The organism is Microbacterium songi (genome assembly GCF_042747925.1).
Lineage (GTDB): Bacteria > Actinomycetota > Actinomycetes > Actinomycetales > Microbacteriaceae > Microbacterium.
The window spans coordinates 516112-538426 of record NZ_JBHZIE010000001.1 but is presented as its reverse complement, the minus strand read 5'-3'; the positions used below and the strand labels follow the sequence as shown (position 1 = coordinate 538426).

Below are 22315 nucleotides of genomic sequence, written 5' to 3'. Positions count from 1 at the left end.
CATGACCACCACCGCCACGCCGACGCCCTCGTCGGCCCCCGCCTCTCCCCGCAAGCGGGCCCGCTCCGGCGGCATCCGCGGCGGGGAGGGGGTGGCGGGGTGGCTCTTCACGCTTCCCGTCATCGTCATCCTGGGTGTCTTCCTGCTCGTCCCCGTTCTCATGGCGCTGTGGGTGAGCTTCTCCGACTGGTCGGGACGCGGCTCACCGCTCTCCTCGGACGTCAGCTTCATCGGCGGACAGAACTACGCCGACGTGACGAGCGGTGGCGGACTCGCGGAGCGCAACTTCGGCATCTCCTTGCGCAACAACGCGTGGTACGTCGTGCTGGTCGTCCCGGTGCAGACCGCGCTGTCGCTCTTCCTCGCGGTCCTGGTCAGTCGGGCGATCCTCCGTGGGCGCGGATTCTTCCGCACGGCGTTCTACTTCCCCTCCGTGACGAGCTCCGTCGCCATCACGGTGCTGTGGCTCTTCCTGTTCTCCACGACCGGCGTCGTGAACCAGGTGCTCGGCGCCCTCGGCGGTACCGGACCCAACTGGTTCAACGACCCGCGCGGCATCGTGCACATCGCCCTGGGGGCGGTCGGCATCACCGACGGACCCGAGTCGCTCACCGGCGCCGGCTTCATGGGCATCTCGTGGTGGGAGTGGCTGGCAGGCCCGTCCGTCGCCATGAGCGCATTCATTCTGATGGCGGTCTTCACCACCAGCGGCACATTCATGCTGCTCTTCGTCGCCGCGCTGCAGAACATCGGCGGCGAGCTCGGCGAGGCCGCGGTGATGGACGGTGCCAACGCGTGGCAGCGCTTCTGGCGGATCACCCTCCCCCAGCTGCGTCCGACTCTGTTCACCGTGCTGACGCTCGGGCTGATCGGGTGCTGGCAGGTCTTCGACCAGATCTACACCGGCACGCAGGGCGCGCCCGGCAAGACCACGCTGACACCCGCGTTCCTGTCGTACCAGACGGCATTCCAGGAGCAGAAGTGGGGCAACGGCGCGGCGATCGCGTTCATCCTCTTCCTCATCATCATCGTCTTCACGATCTTCCAGCGATGGGTGCTGCGCGAACGGGCCGTTTCCCGTCGACGCATCCGCGCGTATCAGCCGAAGGGGGCACGGTCATGACCGGAACCGCGATCGGTCGCGTCGAGACCCTTCGATCCGACAACTCCGTCCGCACTCCCCCGCACCGGCGGCGAAGGCTGACGGCGAAGAGCGTGGGCGGCCAGGTGCTGCTCTACGGAACGCTCGCCCTGCTGGCGCTCATCTACATCTATCCGTTCCTGGTGCAGGTCGCGACGTCGTTCAAGAGCGACGCCGAGGCGGCAGCCGATCCGATCTCGCTGTTTCCGCAGACCCTCACGTTCGCCGCGTACGAGCGGCTGTTCGCGAACAGCGACTTCCCGCTCTGGTTCGCGAACTCCGCCATCGTCACGATCGTGGTGACGCTGGGCAGGGTGTTCTTCGTGTCGCTCGCCGGCTACGCGCTCGCCCGCCTCAACTTCCGCGGGCGCGGAGTGATCTTCGCGCTGGTCGTCGCGGTCATGGCCGTTCCGGGCGTCGTGCTGCTGATCCCGAAGTTCCTCGTGCTCAATCAGCTCGGGCTCTACAACTCCTATGCCGGCATGATCATCCCGCTGCTCGTGGACGCCGCCGGCGTCTTCATCATGAAGAACTTCTTCGAGTCGATCCCCGTCTCGGTCGAGGAGCAGGCACGCATCGACGGAGCGGGCTCGTTCCGCGTGTTCTGGTCGGTCGTGCTCCCGATGGCCCGACCCGCGCTGATCACGATCATCATCCTGTCGTTCCAGGGATCGTGGAACGAGCTGAGCCACTTCATCGTCTCGACGCAGTCGCCCGAGCTCACGACTCTGACGAAGGGCGTGGCGTCGCTGGCGTCGGGACAGCTTAGTCAGGGGACGCAGTACCCGCTCAAGCTCGCCGCGGCGGCGCTGATGACGATTCCCGTCGCCGTACTGTTCTTCATCTTCCAGAAGCGCATCATGAACACCACGGAAGGGGCCGTCAAGGGATGACGACCGGACTCCAGCCGTTCCTGCACGATGCCACCATCACCCTCTGCGCTCCCACCCAGGTGTGGTCGCGCGCCTCCGGCGACATGAGCGCCGCCATCGACGGGGTCTACCACGGCGATCGGCGGATGCTGAGCGACGTCGCCGTGACCTGGGCCTCGGGCCGGGCCGAGCCGATCGGCGCGGCCCCGTCCCACGCGGGTCGCACGGGCTTCGACAGCCTCCTGCGCAGCTCGGACGACCCCACACCCGATCCCCACGTGCGCGTGACGCGGGACCGCGAGGTCGTGGCCGGTCGCATGACAGAGACCCTGCGCATCCGCTCCGTGCTGCCGTCCGCCCTGCACACCACGGTGGAGGTCCGGCTGGTGCCGGACTTCCGGCAGCTCAGCGATGTCAAATCCGGGACGGGCCACGCCGAGGCGTGGTACGCCGCGCACCGCGCGGACGGCGTCCGCATCGACGGCGTCGGGGTGAGCGGTGGTCCGTCGATCGCCCTCACCGCCGCGGATGCGCGCTGGCGCATCGACCACGACGCCGTGACCCTCACATGGGACGTCCGCGCAGAGCCCGGGACCGAGGCATCCGTCACCTGGATCGCCGACCTCGCCGACCCCGGTCTCGTCGTGACCGGCCCGACGGGTCCCTCCGACTGGACGACCCCCACCGGGGGCGTCGATCGACGGCTGGCGCGATGGGCCGATGTCGCCCTCGACGACCTCGCGGCGCTGCGGCTGGCGCTGCCCGAGCACCCCGAAGACACGTTCCTCGCCGCGGGGGCACCCTGGTTCTTCACGCTCTTCGGTCGCGACTCGCTGTGGGCCGCACGCATGATGCTTCCGGTCGACACCGGGCTCGCGGCATCCACTCTCCGGGTGCTGGCGAGACTGCAGGGCTCGGTCGACGACCCCGCGACCGAGGAGGAGCCGGGCAAGATCCCGCACGAACTGCGCGCGGGCGAGCTGCGGATGCCGGGCGAGGGCATCGTGCTGCCTCCGCTGTACTACGGCACGGTCGACGCGACGGCGCTGTGGGTGTGCGTCCTCGTCGATGCGCACCGCGCCGGGATGGCGGAATCCGATGTCCGCGCGCTCCTGCCCGCACTGCGCGCGGCGCTGGCCTGGATCGACCGCAGCACTCCCGCCGACGGCTTTCTCTCGTACATCGATCGCACCGGACACGGCCTCGCCAACCAGGGGTGGAAGGACTCCGGAGACTCCGTCCAATGGCGCGACGGACGCCTCGCCGAAGGGCCCATCGCACTCTGCGAAGTGCAGGGCTACGCCTACGAGGCGTGCGTCGGAGCGGCCGACCTGCTCGACCGGCTCGGTGAACCGGGCGCTGAGGACCTCCGCACCTGGGCCTCGGACCTGCGGCGGCGATTCGCCGACCGCTTCTGGGTGCGGACGCCGGAAGGCCGCTACCCGGCGATCGCGCTCGATCGCGACGGCGCACCCGTCGACACCCTCACCTCCAATATCGGCCACCTGATCGGCACGGGACTTCTCGACCACGACGACGAGGTCGCGGTGGCCGCCTTGCTGCTCGGACCCACGATGAGCTCGGGCTTCGGCATCCGGACGATGTCGACGGATGCCGCGGGCTATTGGCCGCTCGGATACCACCGCGGCGCGGTGTGGGCCCACGACACCGCGATCGCGGCGCACGGTATGGCGCGCGCCGGCCTTCGCGACGAGGCGGCGACGGTGGTCGCCGAACTGATCGACGCCGCGGAGACCTTCGCGTACCGCATGCCCGAGCTGTACGCCGGAGACGACCGCTCCGAGCGGGCGGCGCCCGCGCCGTACCCTGCCGCGTGTCGTCCCCAGGCCTGGTCGGCCGCCGCCGCCATCACCTGCCTGGAGATCGCGCGGAGCTGACGGTCAGGACGACGGGCAGCACCGTTCCCCCCGTGAGGTCGACCAGTTCGTCGAAGGTCAGCGGGAACACGGTGTGCGGGGTGCCGCCGGCCGCCCAGATCTGCGGGAAGGCGGCGAGCGCCTCGTCGACGACCGTCTGCAGTCGGGTCGGGTGTCCCGTGGGGGCCACCCCGCCGATGACCTGGCCGGTGGCCTCCCGCACCTGATCCGCGCTCGCGCGGGCGATCCCGCCCCGTCCCCATCGCTCGGCGAGGGCCGTCGTGTCGACGCGGTGCGCGCCGCTCGTCATGACCAGCAGCGGCTCGCCGCCCGACCAGAAGACGAGACTGTTCGCGATGGCGCCCACCTCGACCCCCAGGGCCGCAGCCGCCGCGGCGGCGGTGGCCGCGGCATCCGGCAGGACGACGATCTCGCCGGGGATCCCCGCCGCGCGCAGCGCATCGTGCACGAGACGGCTGCGGGCGGGCAGGGCGGCAAGGTCGGAGGAAGCCGGGTGCTCGGTCATCCCGTCAGCCTAGGGGTGCCCAGCGCGCGCGATCTGACGTAGCCTCGGCGCATGGCGACGACGACAGCCCTCGATCCTGCGAACCCCGAGCACGAGAAGGCGCTGAGGATGCTGGAGCACGACCTCATCGCCTGGATCACGACGATCGGCAAGGACGGGACCCCGCGTGCCGTCCCGGTGTGGTTCCTCTGGCAGGACGGCCGGGTGTTCATCATGAGCGAGCCCACTGCCGGCAAGGTCGCGCACATCCGCCGGGGGTCTCCGGTGCTGGTGCACCTGCAGGCCGGCGGCGAGTTCGGCGATGACGTCGTCATCCTGCACGGCTCGGCGGAGATCTCACCGCAGCCGACCGCGGAATGGTTCGCCACGCACGGCGACACCTACGGGCAGAAGTACGCGGCGGCGATCGAGGACTACGGCACCCCGGCCGACCAGCTCCCGGGCGTGTTCTCGTCGTTGATCGTCTTCACGCCGGCGCGCGTCCAGACCTGGTAGGCCGCCGGGCGGTGCTTCGTCGCTCCAGCGTCCCCCTCCTCTGCGCACTGACGGGAGACGCCTGGCGGCGCCCCTCACAGGCCACCATCGTCACCTCGCTGCAGAACGGCGGGACGCACGCTGCGCGGCACGGCGGGCTTCGCGCAGGCCGATGAGCGCGGCGATGATCACCTCGGGGTGGTGGAACACGTCTTCCGCGATCGGCCTGATGGATGTCATCCCCAGGGCCGCCAGCGCGAGGTCCCGGCGTCGGTCGCGCTTCTGGGACGCCCACCCCGAGTGGAACTGCTCGCTGTCGCACTCGACGACGAGCCATCCGTCAAGAACGAGATCGACCCTTCCCACTCCTGGCACCACGACCTGGACGTCGACACGGAATCCGAGGCTGAGTGCCATGAGCCGCACCAGTGTCTCGGACCCCGCCTCGCTACGGCCGTCGATGAACCCACGAAGGACCCGCCGTCGGGCCGGCAGCCGGGCGAAGATCGCGTCGAGATCGCCCTCGTCGATGAGACCGAGGTGAAGCGCGGAATCCAGGGTGGCGATGGCGGCTCGCGCGCTCTGGCAGGCAACGGCCTGGGCGACCGCATCGATGGGGTGCACCGTGGTCGCTCGCGGGTGCGGCGTGCGGATCAGGGTTCCCCAGTGCCAGGTGTTGCGGCGGCCCGCACTCTCCTTGTGTGCGGCGTGGTCGAGGTGCACGTGCAGTCGCGTGGCTGCCAGCACGAACACACCCCATTCGGCGAGGGCCGAGATGCACGCGAGTCGACCTCCGTCGGATGCGGCCTCGGCCACGGCGAGGGGCACGCCGGTAACGAGGTAGGCGCCACGGCGGGCCCGCAGAAGTGTGCCGCCGATGACCGCGTCGCGGATCTGCCGTTTCGTCATGCCCATCCGGTGCAGATCGAGAGTCGTGTACAGGCGGTGCGTGACCTGAGCGGGATCGAGATCGAGCGATACGTGCGGAGCGATGGTCATGGTCACACCGTGCTCGCGGGGGCGGCGCGTGTGCGCGAACATGGTCGAAACCGTGGATGGCACCCGAGTGCGCACGGTCAGTCAGTGCTGGGGAGGAAGCGTGCAGCCCCCGTCGCCGGCCGCAGCCCGCAGCGCCCGTCCTCAGCTTCTGCGAATCGGCGGCGCACGGTCGGGATCCCACCCCAGGGCGCGACACTCACACCACCCCGCAGAAGCCCCGGGACGCGCAGGCCGGGGCGGCGACGCCGCAGCAGGGGCGGGGGCGTCGCCGCAGCGCCGGCGGCCGGATCGGCGCCGCCGGATCGGCGCCGGGCCGGCCGCAGCCCGCAGCGCCCGTCCTCAACTTCTGCGGACCGGCGGCGCACGGTCGGGATCCCACCCCAGGGCGCGACACTCACACCACCCCGCAGAAGCCCGGGACGCGCAGGCCGGGGCGGCGACGCCGCAGCAGGGGCGGGGGCGTCGCCGCAGCGCCGGTGGCGACGCCGTTGCGCTCGGCCCCGGCACCGACGCGCCGGGCCGGCGACGCGCGCGGTCCCCGTGGCCGGATCGGCAGCGGCGCGGCAGAATGGGAGGCAGGACCCGCAACGCCGCGGGTCCGGGAGAGCCCAGCCCACAAGGCCGGCCGAAAGAGGATGCGATGACCCACGCCCTGCCCCTGCCCGATATCCACCACGAACGAGTGGAGGTGGTCACGGGACGGCAAAGCGGACTGTTCATCGCCGTCGCCCTCCACTCCTCCGTCCTCGGCTCCGCCCTCGGTGGCGCCCGCCTGTGGTCCTACCCGCACTGGAGCGACGCCCTCGGCGACGCCCTGCGCCTCTCGGCGGCGATGACGCTGAAGAACGCGGCCGCCGGGCTCGACGCGGGCGGCGGCAAGGCCGTCATCGCGCTCCCGCCCGGCACGATGCTCGACGCCGAGCGACGCAGGGCCGCCTTCCTCGACCTCGGAGACGCGGTGGAGAGCCTGGGCGGCCTGTACCGGACGGCCGAGGACGTCGGCTCGACCACCGAGGACATGCTCACCGTCAGTGAGCGCACCGCCCACGTGGTCGGGCTGCCCGACGCCGTCGGCGGCTCGGGCGAGCCGGCCGGCCCCACGAGCCTCGGCGTATACGAGTCGATCCGTGCCACGCTGGAGCGCCTCACCGGCACCGCCGATGTCGCCGGGCGACGCCTCACGATCTCGGGACTCGGACAGGTGGGCAGCCGCCTCGCGGTGCGTCTGTCTGCCGAAGGCGCGCTCCTCACCGTGACCGACGTCAATCCCGCCAAGCGGGAACTGGCCCTCGACCTCCAGGCGGCGTGGGTCACCCCGGGCGAAGAGCACCTCGTCGCCGCCGATGTCTTCGTGCCCGCGGGCATCGGGGGTCTCCTCACCGACGCGGTCATCGACGCGCTCGACGCCCGAGCCGTCTGCGGCCCGGCGAACAACCCCTTGGCCGCGCACGGCGGCGCCGACCGATTGGCCGCGCGCGGCATCCTCTACGCCCCCGACTTCGTGGTGAACGCGGGTGGCGTGATCTACCTCGACCTCGTGGCGAAGCAGATCGGTTCACGGGCCGAGATCATGGAGCGCGTCGGCGCCATCGGCGACACCGTCCGCCGCCTCTTCGACGATGCCGAGGAGCGCGGGGTCACCCCGCTCGCCGCCGCCGAGGCGCTGGCCGAGGAGCGTCTCACCCGCGGTCGCCGACCCGCCCTGGTCTGAGACACCGAGATGAAATGACCGGATGCCGCGACCCGCGGCGTCCGGTCCTTTCGCCTGCGACGAGCCCGCGCACGGGACCGCCCGGTCCCCGCCACGAGACCGGGTTCCACATCCGGTGAGACCAGGTCGCACCACCGGCGACCCCCGCGTGACAGGATGGAGAAGTCAAAGGAGACAGCATGTTCACCAGTCCCATGCCCGATGTCGAGATCCCCGAGATCAGCATCTACGACTTCCTCTTCGCGTCCCTCACCGACGACGACGCGCAGCGTGTCGCGCTGATCGATCCCGCGTCCGGTGCGGAGACCACCTACGGAGCGCTGCGGGCGCAGGTGCTGGCGTTCGCGGGGGCGCTGGCCGCCCGCGGCGTCGGCACCGATACCGTGGTCGCCCTGTTGTGCCCGAACGTGCCGGCGTTCGCGACGGTGTTCCACGGCATCCTGCGCGCGGGCGCGACCGTGACGACGATCAATTCGCTCTACACACCGGGCGAGATCGAGAAGCAGCTGAAGGATGCCGCGGCCACGTGGCTCATCACCGTCACACCGCTGCTCCCCCAGGCGGAGGCCGCGGCGTCGGCGTCGGGTATCCCCGATGACCATCTGATCGTGCTCGACGGCGCGGAGGGCCACCTGAACCTGCGGGAACTGCTGACCGAGCAGAGCCCCGCCCCCGACGTGAGCTTCGACCCCGCGACCCACGTCGCTGTGCTCCCCTACTCCAGCGGTACGACCGGCAACCCCAAGGGCGTGATGCTCTCGCACCGCAACCTCGTCGCCAACGTGCAGCAGTGCCGGTCGAACATCGATCTGCGCGACACCGACCGCGTTCTGGCGGTGCTGCCGTTCTTCCACATCTACGGCATGACCGTCCTGCTCAACCTCGCCCTGCGTCAGCGCGCGAGCCTCGTGACCATGCCCAAGTTCGACCTGGTCGAGTTCCTCACGATCATCCAGAACCACCACTGCACCTACCTCTACATCGCGCCGCCGATCGCCGTCGCTCTGGCGAAGCATCCGATCGTCGACCAGTTCGACATCACCAGCGTGCACTCGGTGTTCTCCGGCGCCGCCCCGCTCGACGGCGAGACCGCCGAGATCGCGGGTCGGCGCATCAACGCCCGCATGCTGCAGGGCTACGGCATGAGCGAGCTCAGCCCGGTCTCGCACGCGATGCCGTACACGCGCGACGACATCCCGGTCAGCTCCGTAGGGACGCTGCTGCCGAACAGCGAGTGCAAACTCGTCGACACCGAGACCGGCGCCGAGATCACCGAGATCGGGGAGGACGGCAGGACGGCGCCCGGCGAGATCTGGGTCAAAGGTCCGAACGTCATGCTCGGCTACCTGAATCGTCCGGACGCCACGGCCGAGACGCTCGACGCCGACGGGTTCCTGCACACCGGCGATGTCGGGGTCTACCACGAGGGCGGCTACTTCTCGATCGTCGACCGGGTGAAGGAGCTCATCAAGTACAAGGGCTACCAGATCGCTCCCGCCGAGCTCGAGGCTCTGCTGCTGTCGCATCCGAAGATCATGGATGCCGCGGTCATCGGCGTGAACGACGAGGACAAGCAGGAGATCCCGAAGGCCTTCATCGTCGCCGCCCCCGACTCCGGACTGACCGAGGACGAGGTCATGACCTTCGTCGCCGAGAACGTCGCCCCGCACAAGAAGGTGCGTCGCGTGGAGTTCATCGACGCGATCCCGAAGTCGACCGCCGGCAAGATCCTGCGCAAGGACCTCCGCGCCCGGGAGACCGCCGCCGTCTGACGCGCGGCCTCAGCTGATGATCGTGTTGACCGCCAGCACGATGATGAGCGCGTTGAAGAAGAACGACAGGGTCGTGTGCCACACCACCGTGAAGCGCATACGGGTCGTCAGCACAGTGACGTCCGAGACGGAGAACGCGGTCGCGTTGGTGAACGAGAAGTAGACGAAGTCGGCCAGCCGCGGCTCGTCGGTGCCGGGGAAGCCCAGCTGCTTCTCGACCGCGCTGCGACACCGGCGGTCGTAGATGCGCGCGAACCCCCAGTGGAACAGCGCCCACGACAGCAGCATGGCCCACACGGCGACGCCTTCGATGAGACCGCTCCAGTCCGCGTCGTGGCGGAGGACGAGCAGCTCCACCGCCGCAACCAGACCGACGATGCTCGACAGGAACGTCGCAGCCGTGATGGTGCCGCGGACGGCCGGCATGCGCTCGAACCACCCGAATACCCTCGAGGGCGGGGCGGGACGCCGGACGGCGACGGCGATGGCCGTGGCCGCCAGCGCCCAGTAGAGCGACGCGATGACGCACCAGAGCACGAGCAGAGAGACCGTGCCCTCGTGGCTTCCGTCGTAGATCAGCAGCCAGAGCCCGACGGCGATCAGGGCGATCTGGAACAGCACGTCGACGACGGCGGCCGTCACGAGGGCGACATCGGCGCGCTGCCACGGCGCCGACGTCGGGGAAGCACTCATGTGCACACGCTAGCGAATCGGGGTCGAGGCGAGCCGTGGTCCGTCGGCGCAACCGCCGTGGAAACGCGAGAAGCCCCGATCAACGGGGCTTCTTGCGGGATGGTGGACCTAAGGGGATTTGAACCCCTGACCTCCTCGATGCGAACGAGGCGCGCTACCAACTGCGCCATAGGCCCGTGAACCTCCGTCAGGTTATCACGAGCGATCATGCGTCTTGAAACCGACGCACGGCGGGGGAACGCTCATTCGCCGGAGGCGCGGCGCGACAGCAACTGCCGCACGTGAGCCTCGATCTCGGCGTCGTCGACCGGACCGCGTGACGCGAACCGAGCGGCCTCCTGCTCGTCTCGTGCGCGACGGGCACGATCGATGGATGCCGGACGCAGGGCCTCCTCGCGGGCACGCAGCGTCTCCTCCTGCGCAGCCTGCCGGAGCGCTTCGCGAGCGGCCAGCGCATCGAGCTCGGCGGCGGCGCGCGACCCCGCCGATGATGCGAGCGGCTTGGGCAGCTCCCGCGGAGTCCACGCCTGCCGATCGCTGCTGAGGACGAGATCCTGCATGGACGCCTCGGCGCGCGGTGCAGCTTCGTGGGACACCACCGCGACGGGAATGCGTGCACCGACCCGCGACATCCGACGCAGAAGTCCGCCGCACACCGCGGCGAGGGCGACAGCCGACCACAGCATGATCTGCGACCCCGTCTGCACGACCTGAAGACCGCCCCAGACGGCGAGAGCCACGGCGAGGACCCCCACCGTCGTCGTCACGATGCGGGCGCGCCGGCGGGCGCGGGCGCGGCGGGCGGCGGGCTGGGACCGTGCTTCGACCAGATCTCGGCGGGCCTGCTCGAGGTCGGCGTGCTCGCGCTCGGCCTGCGCGCGGCGGGCCAGCTTCTGCTGAGCCATGACCGTGCGCGCAGACAGCTCGAGCCGCACTTCGGCAGGCGTCTCGCTCGTCTCGGCGAGAACACGGAGGGCCTGATTGAGGCGCACCGCGTTGCGCTCAGCCGCGTTGTACTGGTGGCGGCTATGCCAGGACGGCAAGAGATAGACGAGCCACAGCAACGCCGCGACGAGGACGATCACGCCCCCACCCAATACCTGTCCGCCCATGGGTCCCACGGTAAGGGACGATGTCTCCGGTCACCCTCAGCCGACCGCGTGTCGGACGAGCAACTTCAACATGAACTTCAAGGTCAGCCCGCACCCGTGTCGAAACCCGCGCGGCGCCGGAGGCGTCACTCGGTCAGGCGGTCGGCCGGGGGAATCGCGGCCGCGTCCTGCGGAGCCTTGCCCGCCACCCACCGCGCCAGGACACCTTCCGGCACGTCCTCGCGCACGAGAGCGAACGCGTAGTGGTCGCGCCAGTCCCCGTTGATGTGGATGAACCGACGCCGCAGTCCCTCGTACCGGAACCCGAGCTTCTCGACCACGCGCAGGCTCGCGACGTTCTCGGGGCGGATGCAGATCTCCATTCGGTGCAGGCGCAGATCCTCGAACGCGATGTCAGTGGCCATGGCGACGGAGGTGGGGGTGATCCCGCGACCGGCGAACCGCTCGCCCACCCAGTAGCCGATCGTGGCCGAGGCCAGCGACCCGCGTGAGATGCCCCAGACGTTCAGCTGCCCGGCGACCTCGCCGTTGTACTCCATGACGAACGGCACTCCGGCGCCGTCGCGGTACTGCTGCAGCAGTCGTCGCACGCCCAGACGCATGTCGAACGAGACCGGCCCGTCGGGGCTCGTGGCCTCCCACGGTCGCAACCAGCCGCGGTTGGAGAGCAACTCGTTCTGCAGCGCTCGGGCATCGCGGGGTTTGACGAGGCGCAGACCGATCGCGCCGTGCTGGCGAGGGGCTGTCACCTCCACGGGATCCCCCTTCGAACGGGCCGCTTCACTGCAGGAATGTCATCGAACGAGGACGACGAGCCCTCACAGCGTCGCGGCGAATTCCTTGAACCAGGGACGCAGTTCGGGGCCCAGATCGTCGCGGTCGGCGGCGAGCTGCACGATCGCCTTGATGTAGTCCACTCTATCGCCGGTGTCGTAGCGACGACCCCGGAAGACGACGCCGTAGACGCCGGGGCCGTCGGGGTCGGCGGCCAGCACCTCGAGGGCATCCGTCAACTGGATCTCGCCGCCCTTGCCGGGCTCGGTGTGCTCGAGGATCTCGAAGATTCCGGGGCTCAGCACATACCGACCGATGATGGCCAGGTTCGACGGCGCCTCCTCCTTCTTCGGCTTCTCGACCAGTCCGGTCACCTTGACGACGTCGGGATTGTCCGTCGCCTCGACCGCGGCTGCGCCGTACAGGTGGATGGCGTCGGGTTCGACCTCCATGAGGGCCACGATCGTGGCTCCGCGGCGCTCGTACTCATCGATCATCGTCGGCAGAAGAGGATCGCGCTCATCGATCAGGTCATCACCCAGCATCACGGCGAACGGGGAGTCGCCGACGTGCGCCTTGGCGCGCAGCACGGCGTGCCCGAGGCCCTTCGGCTCGCCCTGGCGCACGAAGTGGATGTCGGCCAGGTCGCTGGACTTCTGCACGCGTCGCAGCTTGTCCTCGTCGCCCTTCGCCTTGAGCTTCTCTTCGAGCTCCGGCACCGAGTCGAAGTGGTTCGACAGGTTGTTCTTGTTGCGCCCGATGATGATGAGCACATCTTCGATGCCCGCCGCGACCGCCTCTTCGACCACGTACTGGATCGCGGGCTTGTCGACGACCGGCAGCATCTCCTTCGGCATCGCCTTGGTGGCGGGGAGGAAGCGCGTACCGAGTCCGGCCGCAGGAATGACGGCTTTGAAGGGCTTATGGGGCATTCCGCCACTCTACCGACCGCGGGCGAGCGACCCGCAAGCACGCCACGCCTAGAATCGTGGGTATGTCTGATGACGTCGGCCACGAGAAGCGCGCCCTCCGCGCCGAACTCCGCGAGCGTCGCAGCATGCTGTCCGAATCGGCTCGGGATGCCGCGGCCTCGGGCGTGCACGCCCAGCTCGACGAGCTCGTGCGATCCGTGGGGGCGCGTTCCCTCTCCTGCTTCCTCTCGACGCAGACCGAGCCCGACACACGCCGATTCATTGCGGATGCCGTGGCCAGAGGCATCCGCGTCCTCCTTCCGATCACGCGCAACGACGGACTGCTCGACTGGGCGGTCGCCACGGCGGACGGCGACATCGCCGAGGGCCTCTTCGGCCTCCCCGAACCGGTGGGCGAGCTGCTCGGACCCATCGCGGTGAACGACGTCGATCTGCTGATCATCCCGGCCGCAGCCGTGGATCGTGGCGGCATGCGGCTCGGATGGGGCCGCGGCTATTTCGACAAGACCATCGGCTCGATGGAGCGCTGTCCGCCCGTGTACGCGGTCATCTACGACACCGAGATCCTCGAGAGCGTGCCGCGCGAGATCCACGACCAACCCGTCACCGGCGTCGTCACGCCCACGCAGACGATCACCCTGGCGCCCACCCGGCGCTGACCTCGCACCGAAAGAGCACATGCCCACCTACGCCTATGCCTGCAAGTCCTGCGGCCACCGTTTCGACGCCGTCCAGTCCTTCGCCGACCCGACGCTCACCGAATGCCCCGAATGCGGCGGACCGCTCCGCAAGGAGTACGGCTCCATCGGCGTCACCTTCAACGGCTCCGGCTTCTACCGCACCGACTCCCGCGCCGGCGAGTCCCAGGGCGGCGCGTCCGGTGCGAAGGAGTCGTCCGGTGCGAAGGAGTCCGGCAGCTCGAAGGAGTCCGCAGGCTCCACGGTCTCCGGGGGGTCGAAGGAGTCGTCGGGGGGTTCGAAGGACTCGTCGAGCGGGTCGTCGGGTGGCGGCTCCGGGTCATCTTCGGCATCATCGAAACCGGGAGCGAAGTCTTCTCCCGCCGCAACGGGTTCGTGACCGGACGCCGCAGACAGTGAGGAACATCCCATGATTAAAGGCTTCAAAGACTTCATCATGCGGGGCAACGTCATCGACCTCGCCGTCGCCGTCGTCATCGGCGCCGCGTTCACCGCCGTCGTCAACGCGATCGTGGCGACCATCATCACACCGCTCATCGAGATCTTCTGGAAGAAGGATGCCAACGGCGTCGCCGGCATCCCCGTGCCCGACCTCTATGGCGGCACCGTGACGTTCCCGATCGGCGATCTGGTGAGCGCGATCATCAGCTTCTTCGCTGTGGCCGTCGTGGTCTACTTCGTCTTCGTCGTGCCGATGAACCACTTCAAGGAGCGCGCGGCCGAGAAGGCCGGCGTCGTGGAGAACCCCGAGTCGAAGCTCCCCACCGAGTCCGAGCTGCTGATGCAGATCCGCGATCTGCTCGAGAAGCAGACCGGCTCGTCGGTCAGCTCGACGCCACCCGCGCCCTAGGACTCAGTAGTGCGGCGGCTTCTCCCGCCGCATGCGGTCATCATTCGGACCGGATGCCTCGCCCGTCGTGGGCGGGGCGTCCGGTCTTTCCTCGTCCGCGGGCAGCGGCGCATCCGTCGTGTCGGGCGCCGGCGTGAGCTTCGCCCGCCGGGCGCCGGGCACCTTCTCTACGCGCTGACGCTCACTCGGCGACATCGATCGGCTGCGTCTCCGCGTTCGCACGCGGGGTCTCGGGCTGGATGCCGAGCATCGCCGCGATACGCGTCGCCACCGCCGCCGGGTCGCTGTACAGATCGAAGGCGTGCACACGCACGTAGTGCCAGCCGAGTCGTCGCAGGATCTGCGGACGCAGTCTGAGCGACTCGCGCAGCGACTCCCCCACCGTCTCGGGATCGCTCTCCGCGACGACGGCCTTGCCGCCGTGCTGAGCGACGAGCGGCAGCAGCCCGCGGTACTGCACGTCGACGGCGACCCCGAGTCGCCGCAGTTCGCGCGCCAGGGCGAGGGTGAGCGGGTCGGCGAGGTCTTCCAGCCGCGACTCGCGGGCACGCGCCGCGATGCCGCCGAGGATCGACATGAGCGTCGCCGCACCGTATTCGAGCCGGCCGTCGTCGAAGGCCGAAGGCCGGATCGACGACACGATCACCATCGAACGGCGGGCACGGGTCATGCCGACGGTGAGCAGGCGTTCGCCGTCGGGCGTCGACAGGTCGCCGAAGTCGCTGAGCACCCGACCGTGCTTGGTGAGTCCGAAACCGAGGGAGAAGATCACGCGGTCGCGGCTCTCCGCCACGGCGTCCTCGAGGCTGAGGACGGCGAACGGCTCTGCCGTGTCGCGCGAGACGAAGTCCGCGACATCCGCTCGTCCCTGGAAGGCGGCCTCGACGGCCGCCCGCACCCGCTCGGCGTGCTTGGTGCTCGCCGTGACCACCATGAGCGACTCGCTCCCGCGGTTGACGGCGTGCTCGACCACGAGGGTCACGACGCGCTTCACTTCGGCTTCCGGGCTCTCGACGGCGCCGGTGATCGGGTCGGGCACTCCCATGCCGCCCTCGACATAGTCCACGCCGAGGCTTCCGCGACCGAGGTAGGACCCCGCCCACGGCAGCGACACGATCTCGCCGCCGTAGAAGGCGTCGTTGACGAGCTCCGCGAGATCCTCTCCACCGGCGCGGTAGCTGCGGGTGAGCGTCTCGACCGGCAGCAGCTCGGCGAGGCGCTCGAACACCGACGTCGGGTCGAAGGGCTCGTCGAAGTCGTCGGGATCTGCCGGCGTGCCCGCGCTGAGATGGAACGGTGTCGGCTTCTGGGTCACCGGGTCGCCGAACGCGACGACCTGCTGAGCCCGTCGCAGAGCCGGCGCGGCCTCCGCGAGACACAGGGCCGCGGCATCCGCGATCACGACGACGTCGAACCCGTAGGTGTCGGGGATCAGCGGCACGTCGTAGGGCGACGCCAGCCACACCGGGGCGAGGGTGCGCAACAGCGACGGGGCGGCCTCGAGGGCCTCGGCCGGACTCGACACACCCCGCTTCAGCGCGGCCTTGAGGGCAGTCGCCTCGCTCTGTCGATCGACGATGCCGATGCGCCACTGGGTGGCGAGCTGGGCCGCGAGAAGGGGACCGGATGCCGCGGCATGGGCTTCGTCGACGAGCCGGAAGTCACGCTCCAGCCGGTCGACGACCGTCGTGTTCGCGCCGAGGAGTGCACGGTCGGTGCGCAGCAGATGCTCGAGCGCCGACTGCCACCATGCGAATTCGAGCTCGGCGCCGACGCGGTCTTCGGGGACGTGGCGCACCGAGAGCTCGGCCAGCAGTGGTTCGAGTCCCAGTTCGGCGAGCTGGGTACGCAGGGTGGCGCGCTCCACGAGGTTGTCGAACACGTCGGAGTCGGCGGCGAGTCCGGCCAACGTGCGGACGAGCGGTTTGACCGCCAGGGTCGACAGCTGCGCCGAGTCGGGACGCCCGAGGATCTGGGTGAGCTCACGCAGCTCCGCGTCGACGCGCTGCCATGCCACGTGCACGTCCGCGAGACCGACGGGCACATCGGGGGTGGCGCCCGCGTCGACGTAGCGCTGCCACTGCGTGCGCTGCTGCTGCACCCGGACGAGACCCTCGTACATGTCGGCGATGTGCACGCCGGGCCGCACGTATTCGCGCGAGAGTCGCTTCAGCCGGCGGCGGTTCGCCCCGTTCATCTCGGGTGCATCCCGGCGCGGACCGTGCGCCTGGATCAGCTCGGCCAGGGGCCGCTCGAAGACGGTGGGGCTGAATCGATCGAGGGAGTCGCGGATGCCGCGCAGAAGCTGCAGGTACTCGCCGAGCTCCGCGATCGTGCGGAACGGACGCATGTGCGTCTGGGCGATGAGCTCGTAGCCGCGGGACAGCAGCGACGGCACGTCCTGGCGGTGCAGGCGCCCGGCGAGCGCATGCGCGGCGCGGGCGGACTCGGTCGTGGCGAACGAGACGCCGTACCAGGGCGAATCGTCGGGGCCGAAGCGGAACTCGCCGAGGCGGGCGGCCGCCGCGAGCTTCGCGGCGGCGGAGGAGCGGTCGGCCGCGAGGCGAGCGAGCGTCTGCAGGTCGAGGCGGGCGGCCGTCGAGGGGGCGGGGGTGCGCCCGGCGAGCTGCGTCAGCGTGCCGAGGATCTCGAGCGCAGACACTCCGAGGCTGGGGTGCACGTCGGTGACGGCGGCGCGATAGTCGCGCAGCACGCCGCGAAGACGCACGAGCGCGTCGTCGACGTCGGAGACGCGGGGCTGCTCGGCTTTCTCGTTGCGGCCGATCGCCCTGATCAGGTCGCGTTGCAGGTGACGTGGCGACACGGCGAGGCCGTTGAGGCCGATGCCCGAGAGACGGTGGCGCACGCCCTCGAGGGTCGAGCGCCGCGCGCTGACCACGAGCACCCGCTTGCCGTCGCGGACGAGTGCCCCGACCGCGTTGATCACGGTCTGCGTGCCGCCGGTGCCGGGGAGCGTGTGCACGGCGAGCGAGTGGCCGGCGATGATGCGCGCGAGCACGGCCTCCTGCTCGGCGTCGGCGTCGAGCAGGAGATTGTCGGCACCGGGAGGGCGCTCGTCGGGGTTCGCGAGAGGGTGCACCGTCGGGCGCTGCATGAGCGTCGCGCGATCGTCGACATGGCCCGCGAGGGCATTGAGGATCGGGTGATCCAGGTTCGAGGCATCCCGTTCCATCAATGATCCGACGTCGGCGAACGTCGACACGACCAGGCGGGGGTGGACGGTGAACGTCTCGATCTGGGAGGTGAGCGCGCGCACGTGGTCGATGACGGGCTGGGGCTTGAACACCCCGCCGTCGGAGGCGAGGGCGACCATGGCCGCCCCGTCCAGGGCGATGCCGAAGTGCGTGCGCAGGGCGCGAACGAGTTCGGGGTTGACCGAGAACGCGCCGTGCAGCTTGAGCTCGAAGTCGGCGTGGTGCCGGCGGATCGCCAGCGGTCGCAGCAGCACCGGCGCGGTGAACGAGGTGCCCCCGAGCGTCCATGAGGCCAGACCGACCGCGAGGTGGACGGTCTCGATGCCGCGCGCGGTGCGCAGCTCGACGTTCTTCGCCGTGATGCGCTCGGCCGCGAGCCGGGCGTTGCGCAACGCGACCTCGTCACGGAACAGACCCGACAGCAGGGTCGAGCGGCCGGTGATGAACTGGGGAAGACTGCCGGGATGCGCGCCGGTGATCTCGATGCCGGCGTCGCCCGCATCGGTGTAGTGCATCAGGGTGGAACGGCCGCCCAGGTCCGCGCCCTGGACGCGCAACCGCTCCCTCTCAGGTTCAGCGACATGCACGACCGTCACCCCCGGCTCTGAAACGCCCAGGTGACTGGGGTCTATGGAGTCCGCGATCGCGGAGTCCTGCTCGCCGACCACGGCGTTGCCTTCTGCTCGCCACACACGTGCCACCATAAGCGCGCGGTCCGTCCTTGCCCCGCATCCGAGCCGGGTTTTCGGCAGATTGACCGACACGCCGGGTGATCAGCCGTTCCTCCCCCACCGCGCCTCAGCGGTGGATCGGAGGCGTTCTTCACCGACCCCGGCGACGGTCGGGGGCGGCCTGCCGCGGCGCGCGAGGATGGACCCATGAGCGACCTCCGCTACCGCATCCTCCCCTCGCCCATCGGTCCGATCCTCGTCGTCGCGGCGGGGCTCGAGGATGATCTCCACGCCGCCGGAAAGCCGCGACAGAGCCGCGACACCATCGCGCTGCTGCACCCGTTCGACGGTCCGGCCGCGTACGCGGTCGAACGCGCCGCGCGGGTGCTGGCGGGGCCGATCGAACCCGACGAGTCCATCGCGTCGCACGCGGCGGAACAGCTCGAGGAGTACTTCGCGGGGCGACGCGACACGTTCGACCTCGCCCTCGACTGGCGCGGGGTGCGCGGGTTCACCCGGGCCGCCCTGGAGGCGGTCTGCGAGATCCCCTACGGAGAGACGGCGTCCTACGGCGAGGTGGCCGTCATGGCCGGCACCCCGCGTGCGGCTCGCGCGGTGGGCACGGCGTGCTCGGTCACGCCATTTTCCATCGTCGTGCCGGTGCACCGCGTCATCCGCTCCGACGGCTCGATCGGCGAATACGGCGGCCACCCGGAGGTGAAGCGGTTCCTGCTCGACCTCGAGAAGCAGGACGCCGACGAGGTCGCAGACGTGTAGGCCGTCTGCGACGCACGCGGATGCCCCGGGACGACCGAGCGTCCCGGGGCATCCGATCACCGCCTGCCGGCGCACGTGCGGGCCACCGGCAGTCGATCATCGCGTGGCGATCAGTGCTCCGTCGCCTTCTCGGCCCCGAAGCCGGTGAGCGAACGCACGTCCATCTCGGCCGCCTTCTTCGGGTCCTCCGCCTTGCCCGGGAACATCGACCCCAGCCATCCGAGGAAGAAGCCGAGCGGGATCGAGACGATACCCGGATTGTTGAGGGGCCAGATCGCGACGCCGACGTTCTTGAACACGCTCGTCTCGGTGCCCCAGAAGACCGGGGACAGGAGGATGAGGATGATCGCCGACGCGAGCCCGCCGTACATGCTCCACACCGCGCCGCGGGTGGAGAAGCGACGCCAGAACAGCGAGTAGAGGATCGTCGGCAGGTTCGCCGACGCGGCCACCGCGAAGGCCAGCGCCACGAGGAACGCGATGTTCTGTCCCTGCACGCCGATTCCGCCGATGATCGCGAGGATGCCGATGACGATCACCGTGCGACGGGCGACCTTGACCTCACCGTCCGCGGGGACGTTGCCCTTGCGCAGCACGCTCGCGTAGATGTCGTGCGCGAACGATGCGGCAGCCGTGATGGTGAGACCCGCGACCACCGCGAGGATCGTCGCGAAGGCCACCGCCGAGATGAATCCGAGGAGCAGCGGGCCGCCGAGCTCGAGGGCGAGCAGCGGGGCCGCCGAATTGACGCCACCCGGTGCGGCCTTGATCGCGTCGGGGCCGACGAGGGCTCCCGCGCCGTAGCCCAGGACGAGCGTGAGCAGGTAGAACAGGCCGATCAGCCAGATCGCCCACACCACCGAGCGACGCGCCTCTTTGGCCGTGGGAACGGTGTAGAAGCGCATCAGCACGTGCGGCAGACCGGCGGTACCGAGCACCAGGGCGATCGCCAGCGAGATGAAGTCCCACGGGTTCTTGCCGTACTGCAGGCCCGGGCCGAGGATCGCGTCCTTCGGGTCGGTCGTCGACGCCGCCACAGCACTCTCCAGCAGCGTGTTCAGGTTGAACCCGTTGATCGCGAGCACCCAGATCGTCATGACGAGCGCCCCGCCGATCAGCAGGAAGGCCTTGACGATCTGCACCCACGTGGTGCCCTTCATGCCCCCGATCAGCACATAGACGATCATCAGCAGCCCGACCACCGCGACGATGAGCGACTGGCCGATCCTGTCGTTGATGCCGAGGAGAAGCGAGACCAGCCCACCGGCGCCCGCCATCTGGGCGAGCAGGTAGAAGAAGCAGACCGCCAGAGTGGTGATGGCCGCCGCCATCCGCACGGGTCGCTCCTTCAGGCGGAACGACAGGACGTCGGCCATGGTGAACTTGCCGGTGTTGCGCATGAGCTCGGCCACCAGCAGCAGCGCCACGAGCCAGGCGACGAGGAAGCCGATCGAGTAGAGGAACCCGTCGTAGCCGTTGATCGCGATGGCCCCGGTGATGCCGAGGAACGACGCGGCGGACAGGTAGTCCCCGGAGATGGCGAACCCGTTCTGCGGGCCGGTGAACGAGCGACCGGCGGCGTAGTAGTCGGCCGCGGTCTTGTTGTTGCGGCTCGCGCGGATGACGATGAAGAGCGTCACCGCGACGAAGGCCGCGAAGATGGAGATGTTGAGGACGGGGTTGTTCTCCACCTCGTCCACGGCCGTCTTGACCGCACCGAAGACCTCGTTCATGACGACGCCTCCTGCTCCAGCCGGGCGCGCAGGGCTTCGGCTTTCGGATCGAGCTTGCGGTTGGCGAAGGACACGTAGGCCATCGTGATCGCGAAAGTCGTCACGAACTGTCCGAGCCCGAACAGCAGGCCGACGGTGATGTCTCCCCAGACGCGCTGCGACATGAATTCGACCGCGAACGACGACAGCAGGACGTAGACGAAGTACCAGAGCAGGAATGCGATCGCGAGCGGGAAGACGAAGCTGCGCTGCGTGCGTTTGAGTTCGACGAACTCGGGCGAGCGCTCGACGGCGACGTAGTCGATCCCGTCGGTGGGCGCTCGATCGGTGCGGGAGTCTGACATGGGGCCTCCTTGCCTCGTGTGGAAACAGCTGACGCGGCTGCGTCAGAGTCGATTTCGCCGGTTTTGGCCGCCCTCTTCCGCGAGGGCGCCGCACCGGGCTGCGTCGGTCGTCACGCCCGAGCCCGGTGGTAACGTCGACGCTACAAACGCGGCAAGGGGGCCGTCACCCCCGGAAGTAGGTAGTGCATGGTGGCACTCACCCGGACGCAGAGCGACGCGCAACTGCTGAGTCGCGCCGTCGGCGACATCACCCGTCGGACCAGTTTCCCGGTGTCGTTCGCGGGAATGCACCGCAACGGCACCGTCGATGTGCTGTCGATCGCCGGCGCCCGCACCCGCAGCCTCGACGGCCTGGTCGTGCGCTCGATGCGAGGACTCGGCGGCAAAGCGCTGGTCGAGAAGCGGCCGCGGCTGACCGGCGATTACGGTGCTGCGCAGAGCATCACGCATGATTACGACCTGGCGGTCCTGGGCGAAGGCATCGGCACGCTCCTCGCCGTCCCCGTCATGGTCGGCGGGGAATGCCGCGCGGTCCTCTACGCGGGTTCGCGAACCGTCGGCGGTGTCGGTGACGCCGTCCTCGGTCCGGCATTCCGGGTCGCTGAAGAGTTCGCGACCGAATTGCGCATCCGCGACGAAGTGGAGCGTCGGCTCGAAGAGATCTCACCCGCGGTGTCGGATCCGCCCGCTCTCGCGCCCTTCGCACAGGAGGAATTGCGAGAAAGCTATGTGGAATTGCGTCGCATCGCCGCCACCGTCAGCGACGCCGGTCTGCGAGCCCGTCTCGCCACCGTCGAGGACCGCCTCGCGGCACTCAGCGCCGACGGCCGGGCGCCGATTCTTCCGCTCGACGACGTCCACCTCTCTCCGCGTGAAGTGGACGTGCTCGCGTGCGCGGCGCTCGGATCGACGAACAGCGAGATCGCGGCTTCGCTTTCCTTGAAAGAGGGCACCGTCAAGTCCTATCTCTCTTCTGCCATGTCGAAATTGGATGCCTCGACGCGCCATTCCGCCGTCACCAAAGCGCGCCGCGTCGGCATTCTTCCCTGACCATTTGCGGAATGGTGGTCGCGGTGGCTCACTTCTCCACCGCACGGGAATGGTGACCCGAATTCGAGGCGAAAACGACTATTCGCCCGAAAGG

At 69.5% G+C, this 22315-nt stretch carries 21 protein-coding genes and 1 tRNA gene; 11 read left to right on the top strand and 11 right to left on the bottom strand.

Translation table 11 applies throughout. The annotated features are described in order from the left end of the window. Position 1: 1 nt before the first annotated feature. The 3 genes from ACFM35_RS02800 to ACFM35_RS02790 are packed head-to-tail and all read left to right on the top strand — an operon-like array spanning position 2 to position 3911. The gene (locus ACFM35_RS02800) at positions 2-1123 is read left to right on the top strand and encodes a carbohydrate ABC transporter permease (protein WP_378838063.1); all 1122 of its coding nucleotides are present in this window, start codon (positions 2-4) and stop codon (positions 1121-1123) included. Beyond that, positions 1120-2034: a carbohydrate ABC transporter permease gene (locus tag ACFM35_RS02795; RefSeq protein WP_378838061.1), complete on the top strand. Its 915-nt coding sequence runs from the start codon at positions 1120-1122 to the stop codon at positions 2032-2034. The genes ACFM35_RS02800 and ACFM35_RS02795 overlap by 4 nt, the downstream gene beginning before the upstream one ends. Continuing rightward, complete coding sequence (locus tag ACFM35_RS02790) at positions 2031-3911, top strand: glycogen debranching N-terminal domain-containing protein (RefSeq protein ID WP_378838059.1); 1881 nt, start codon at positions 2031-2033, stop codon at positions 3909-3911. The genes ACFM35_RS02795 and ACFM35_RS02790 overlap by 4 nt, the downstream gene beginning before the upstream one ends. Here the strand turns inward: ACFM35_RS02790 and ACFM35_RS02785 are convergent. Further along, the gene (locus ACFM35_RS02785) at positions 3883-4416 is read right to left on the bottom strand and encodes a YbaK/EbsC family protein (RefSeq protein WP_378838056.1); all 534 of its coding nucleotides are present in this window, start codon (positions 4414-4416) and stop codon (positions 3883-3885) included. The two genes, ACFM35_RS02790 and ACFM35_RS02785, sit on opposite strands and share 29 nt — an antisense overlap. 51 nt (positions 4417-4467) lie before the next feature. Between ACFM35_RS02785 and ACFM35_RS02780 the strand changes: the two genes are divergently transcribed. Further along, entirely contained in the window at positions 4468-4911 is a 444-nt protein-coding gene (locus ACFM35_RS02780) for a pyridoxamine 5'-phosphate oxidase family protein (protein ID WP_378838054.1), read from the top strand. Between the two features lie 90 nt (positions 4912-5001). Here ACFM35_RS02780 and ACFM35_RS02775 read toward each other — a convergent pair whose 3' ends face one another. Beyond that, positions 5002-5889 (bottom strand): hypothetical protein, encoded by an 888-nt coding sequence (locus ACFM35_RS02775; protein ID WP_378838052.1) that lies wholly within the window; start codon positions 5887-5889, stop codon positions 5002-5004. A gap of 640 nt (positions 5890-6529) precedes the next feature. Between ACFM35_RS02775 and ACFM35_RS02770 the strand changes: the two genes are divergently transcribed. Further along, entirely contained in the window at positions 6530-7600 is a 1071-nt protein-coding gene (locus ACFM35_RS02770; RefSeq protein WP_378838049.1) for a Glu/Leu/Phe/Val dehydrogenase family protein, read from the top strand. A gap of 179 nt (positions 7601-7779) precedes the next feature. Then, positions 7780-9372: an AMP-binding protein gene (locus ACFM35_RS02765; RefSeq protein WP_378838046.1), complete on the top strand. Its 1593-nt coding sequence runs from the start codon at positions 7780-7782 to the stop codon at positions 9370-9372. A gap of 9 nt (positions 9373-9381) precedes the next feature. On the opposite strand, the gene ACFM35_RS02760 is transcribed toward ACFM35_RS02765, so the two are convergent. The 5 genes from ACFM35_RS02760 to galU form a co-directional block, all read right to left on the bottom strand. Continuing rightward, positions 9382-10065: a DUF1345 domain-containing protein gene (locus ACFM35_RS02760; protein WP_378838044.1), complete on the bottom strand. Its 684-nt coding sequence runs from the start codon at positions 10063-10065 to the stop codon at positions 9382-9384. Positions 10066-10165: 100 nt separating this feature from the next. Further along, positions 10166-10241: transfer RNA gene (locus ACFM35_RS02755), tRNA-Ala, on the bottom strand. 66 nt (positions 10242-10307) lie between these two features. Further along, on the bottom strand, positions 10308-11177 hold the full coding sequence (locus ACFM35_RS02750; protein WP_378838042.1) for a large exoprotein: 870 nt from the start codon (positions 11175-11177) through the stop codon (positions 10308-10310). A 125-nt stretch (positions 11178-11302) separates the two neighbouring features. Next, positions 11303-11932: a GNAT family N-acetyltransferase gene (locus ACFM35_RS02745; RefSeq protein WP_378838039.1), complete on the bottom strand. Its 630-nt coding sequence runs from the start codon at positions 11930-11932 to the stop codon at positions 11303-11305. A 63-nt stretch (positions 11933-11995) separates the two neighbouring features. Beyond that, positions 11996-12883 carry a UTP--glucose-1-phosphate uridylyltransferase GalU gene (gene galU / locus ACFM35_RS02740; RefSeq protein WP_378838037.1) on the bottom strand — a complete coding sequence of 296 codons (888 nt, stop codon included), beginning with the start codon at positions 12881-12883 and terminating at the stop codon, positions 11996-11998. A 62-nt stretch (positions 12884-12945) separates the two neighbouring features. Between galU and ACFM35_RS02735 the strand changes: the two genes are divergently transcribed. Genes ACFM35_RS02735 through mscL form a run of 3 tightly spaced genes read left to right on the top strand, consistent with a single transcriptional unit; the run spans position 12946 to position 14431 of the window. Then, on the top strand, positions 12946-13542 hold the full coding sequence (locus ACFM35_RS02735; protein ID WP_378838035.1) for a 5-formyltetrahydrofolate cyclo-ligase: 597 nt from the start codon (positions 12946-12948) through the stop codon (positions 13540-13542). 19 nt (positions 13543-13561) lie between these two features. After that, positions 13562-13960: an FmdB family zinc ribbon protein gene (locus tag ACFM35_RS02730; RefSeq protein WP_378838033.1), complete on the top strand. Its 399-nt coding sequence runs from the start codon at positions 13562-13564 to the stop codon at positions 13958-13960. 30 nt (positions 13961-13990) lie between these two features. Beyond that, the gene (gene mscL, locus ACFM35_RS02725) at positions 13991-14431 is read left to right on the top strand and encodes a large conductance mechanosensitive channel protein MscL (RefSeq protein ID WP_378838032.1); all 441 of its coding nucleotides are present in this window, start codon (positions 13991-13993) and stop codon (positions 14429-14431) included. 3 nt (positions 14432-14434) lie between these two features. Here the strand turns inward: mscL and ACFM35_RS02720 are convergent, their stop codons facing one another. Together ACFM35_RS02720 and ACFM35_RS02715 are read right to left on the bottom strand one after the other, a co-directional pair. Next, complete coding sequence (locus tag ACFM35_RS02720; RefSeq protein WP_378838031.1) at positions 14435-14626, bottom strand: hypothetical protein; 192 nt, start codon at positions 14624-14626, stop codon at positions 14435-14437. After that, complete coding sequence (locus ACFM35_RS02715; RefSeq protein WP_378838630.1) at positions 14613-18347, bottom strand: AAA family ATPase; 3735 nt, start codon at positions 18345-18347, stop codon at positions 14613-14615. Before ACFM35_RS02715 ends, ACFM35_RS02720 begins: the two co-directional genes overlap by 14 nt. Positions 18348-18524: 177 nt before the next feature. Between ACFM35_RS02715 and ACFM35_RS02710 the strand changes: the two genes are divergently transcribed. Beyond that, the gene (locus ACFM35_RS02710; protein WP_378838030.1) at positions 18525-19094 is read left to right on the top strand and encodes a methylated-DNA--[protein]-cysteine S-methyltransferase; all 570 of its coding nucleotides are present in this window, start codon (positions 18525-18527) and stop codon (positions 19092-19094) included. A 110-nt stretch (positions 19095-19204) separates the two neighbouring features. Here ACFM35_RS02710 and ACFM35_RS02705 read toward each other — a convergent pair whose 3' ends face one another. Together ACFM35_RS02705 and ACFM35_RS02700 are read right to left on the bottom strand one after the other, a co-directional pair. Next, a complete protein-coding gene (locus tag ACFM35_RS02705) occupies positions 19205-20827 on the bottom strand; it encodes a solute symporter family protein (RefSeq protein ID WP_378838029.1) in 1623 nt (540 codons plus the stop codon). After that, positions 20824-21171: a DUF485 domain-containing protein gene (locus ACFM35_RS02700; protein WP_378838027.1), complete on the bottom strand. Its 348-nt coding sequence runs from the start codon at positions 21169-21171 to the stop codon at positions 20824-20826. The genes ACFM35_RS02705 and ACFM35_RS02700 overlap by 4 nt, the downstream gene beginning before the upstream one ends. A 186-nt stretch (positions 21172-21357) precedes the next feature. Between ACFM35_RS02700 and ACFM35_RS02695 the strand changes: the two genes are divergently transcribed. After that, complete coding sequence (locus ACFM35_RS02695; protein ID WP_378838026.1) at positions 21358-22221, top strand: LuxR C-terminal-related transcriptional regulator; 864 nt, start codon at positions 21358-21360, stop codon at positions 22219-22221. Positions 22222-22315: the final 94 nt, after the last annotated feature.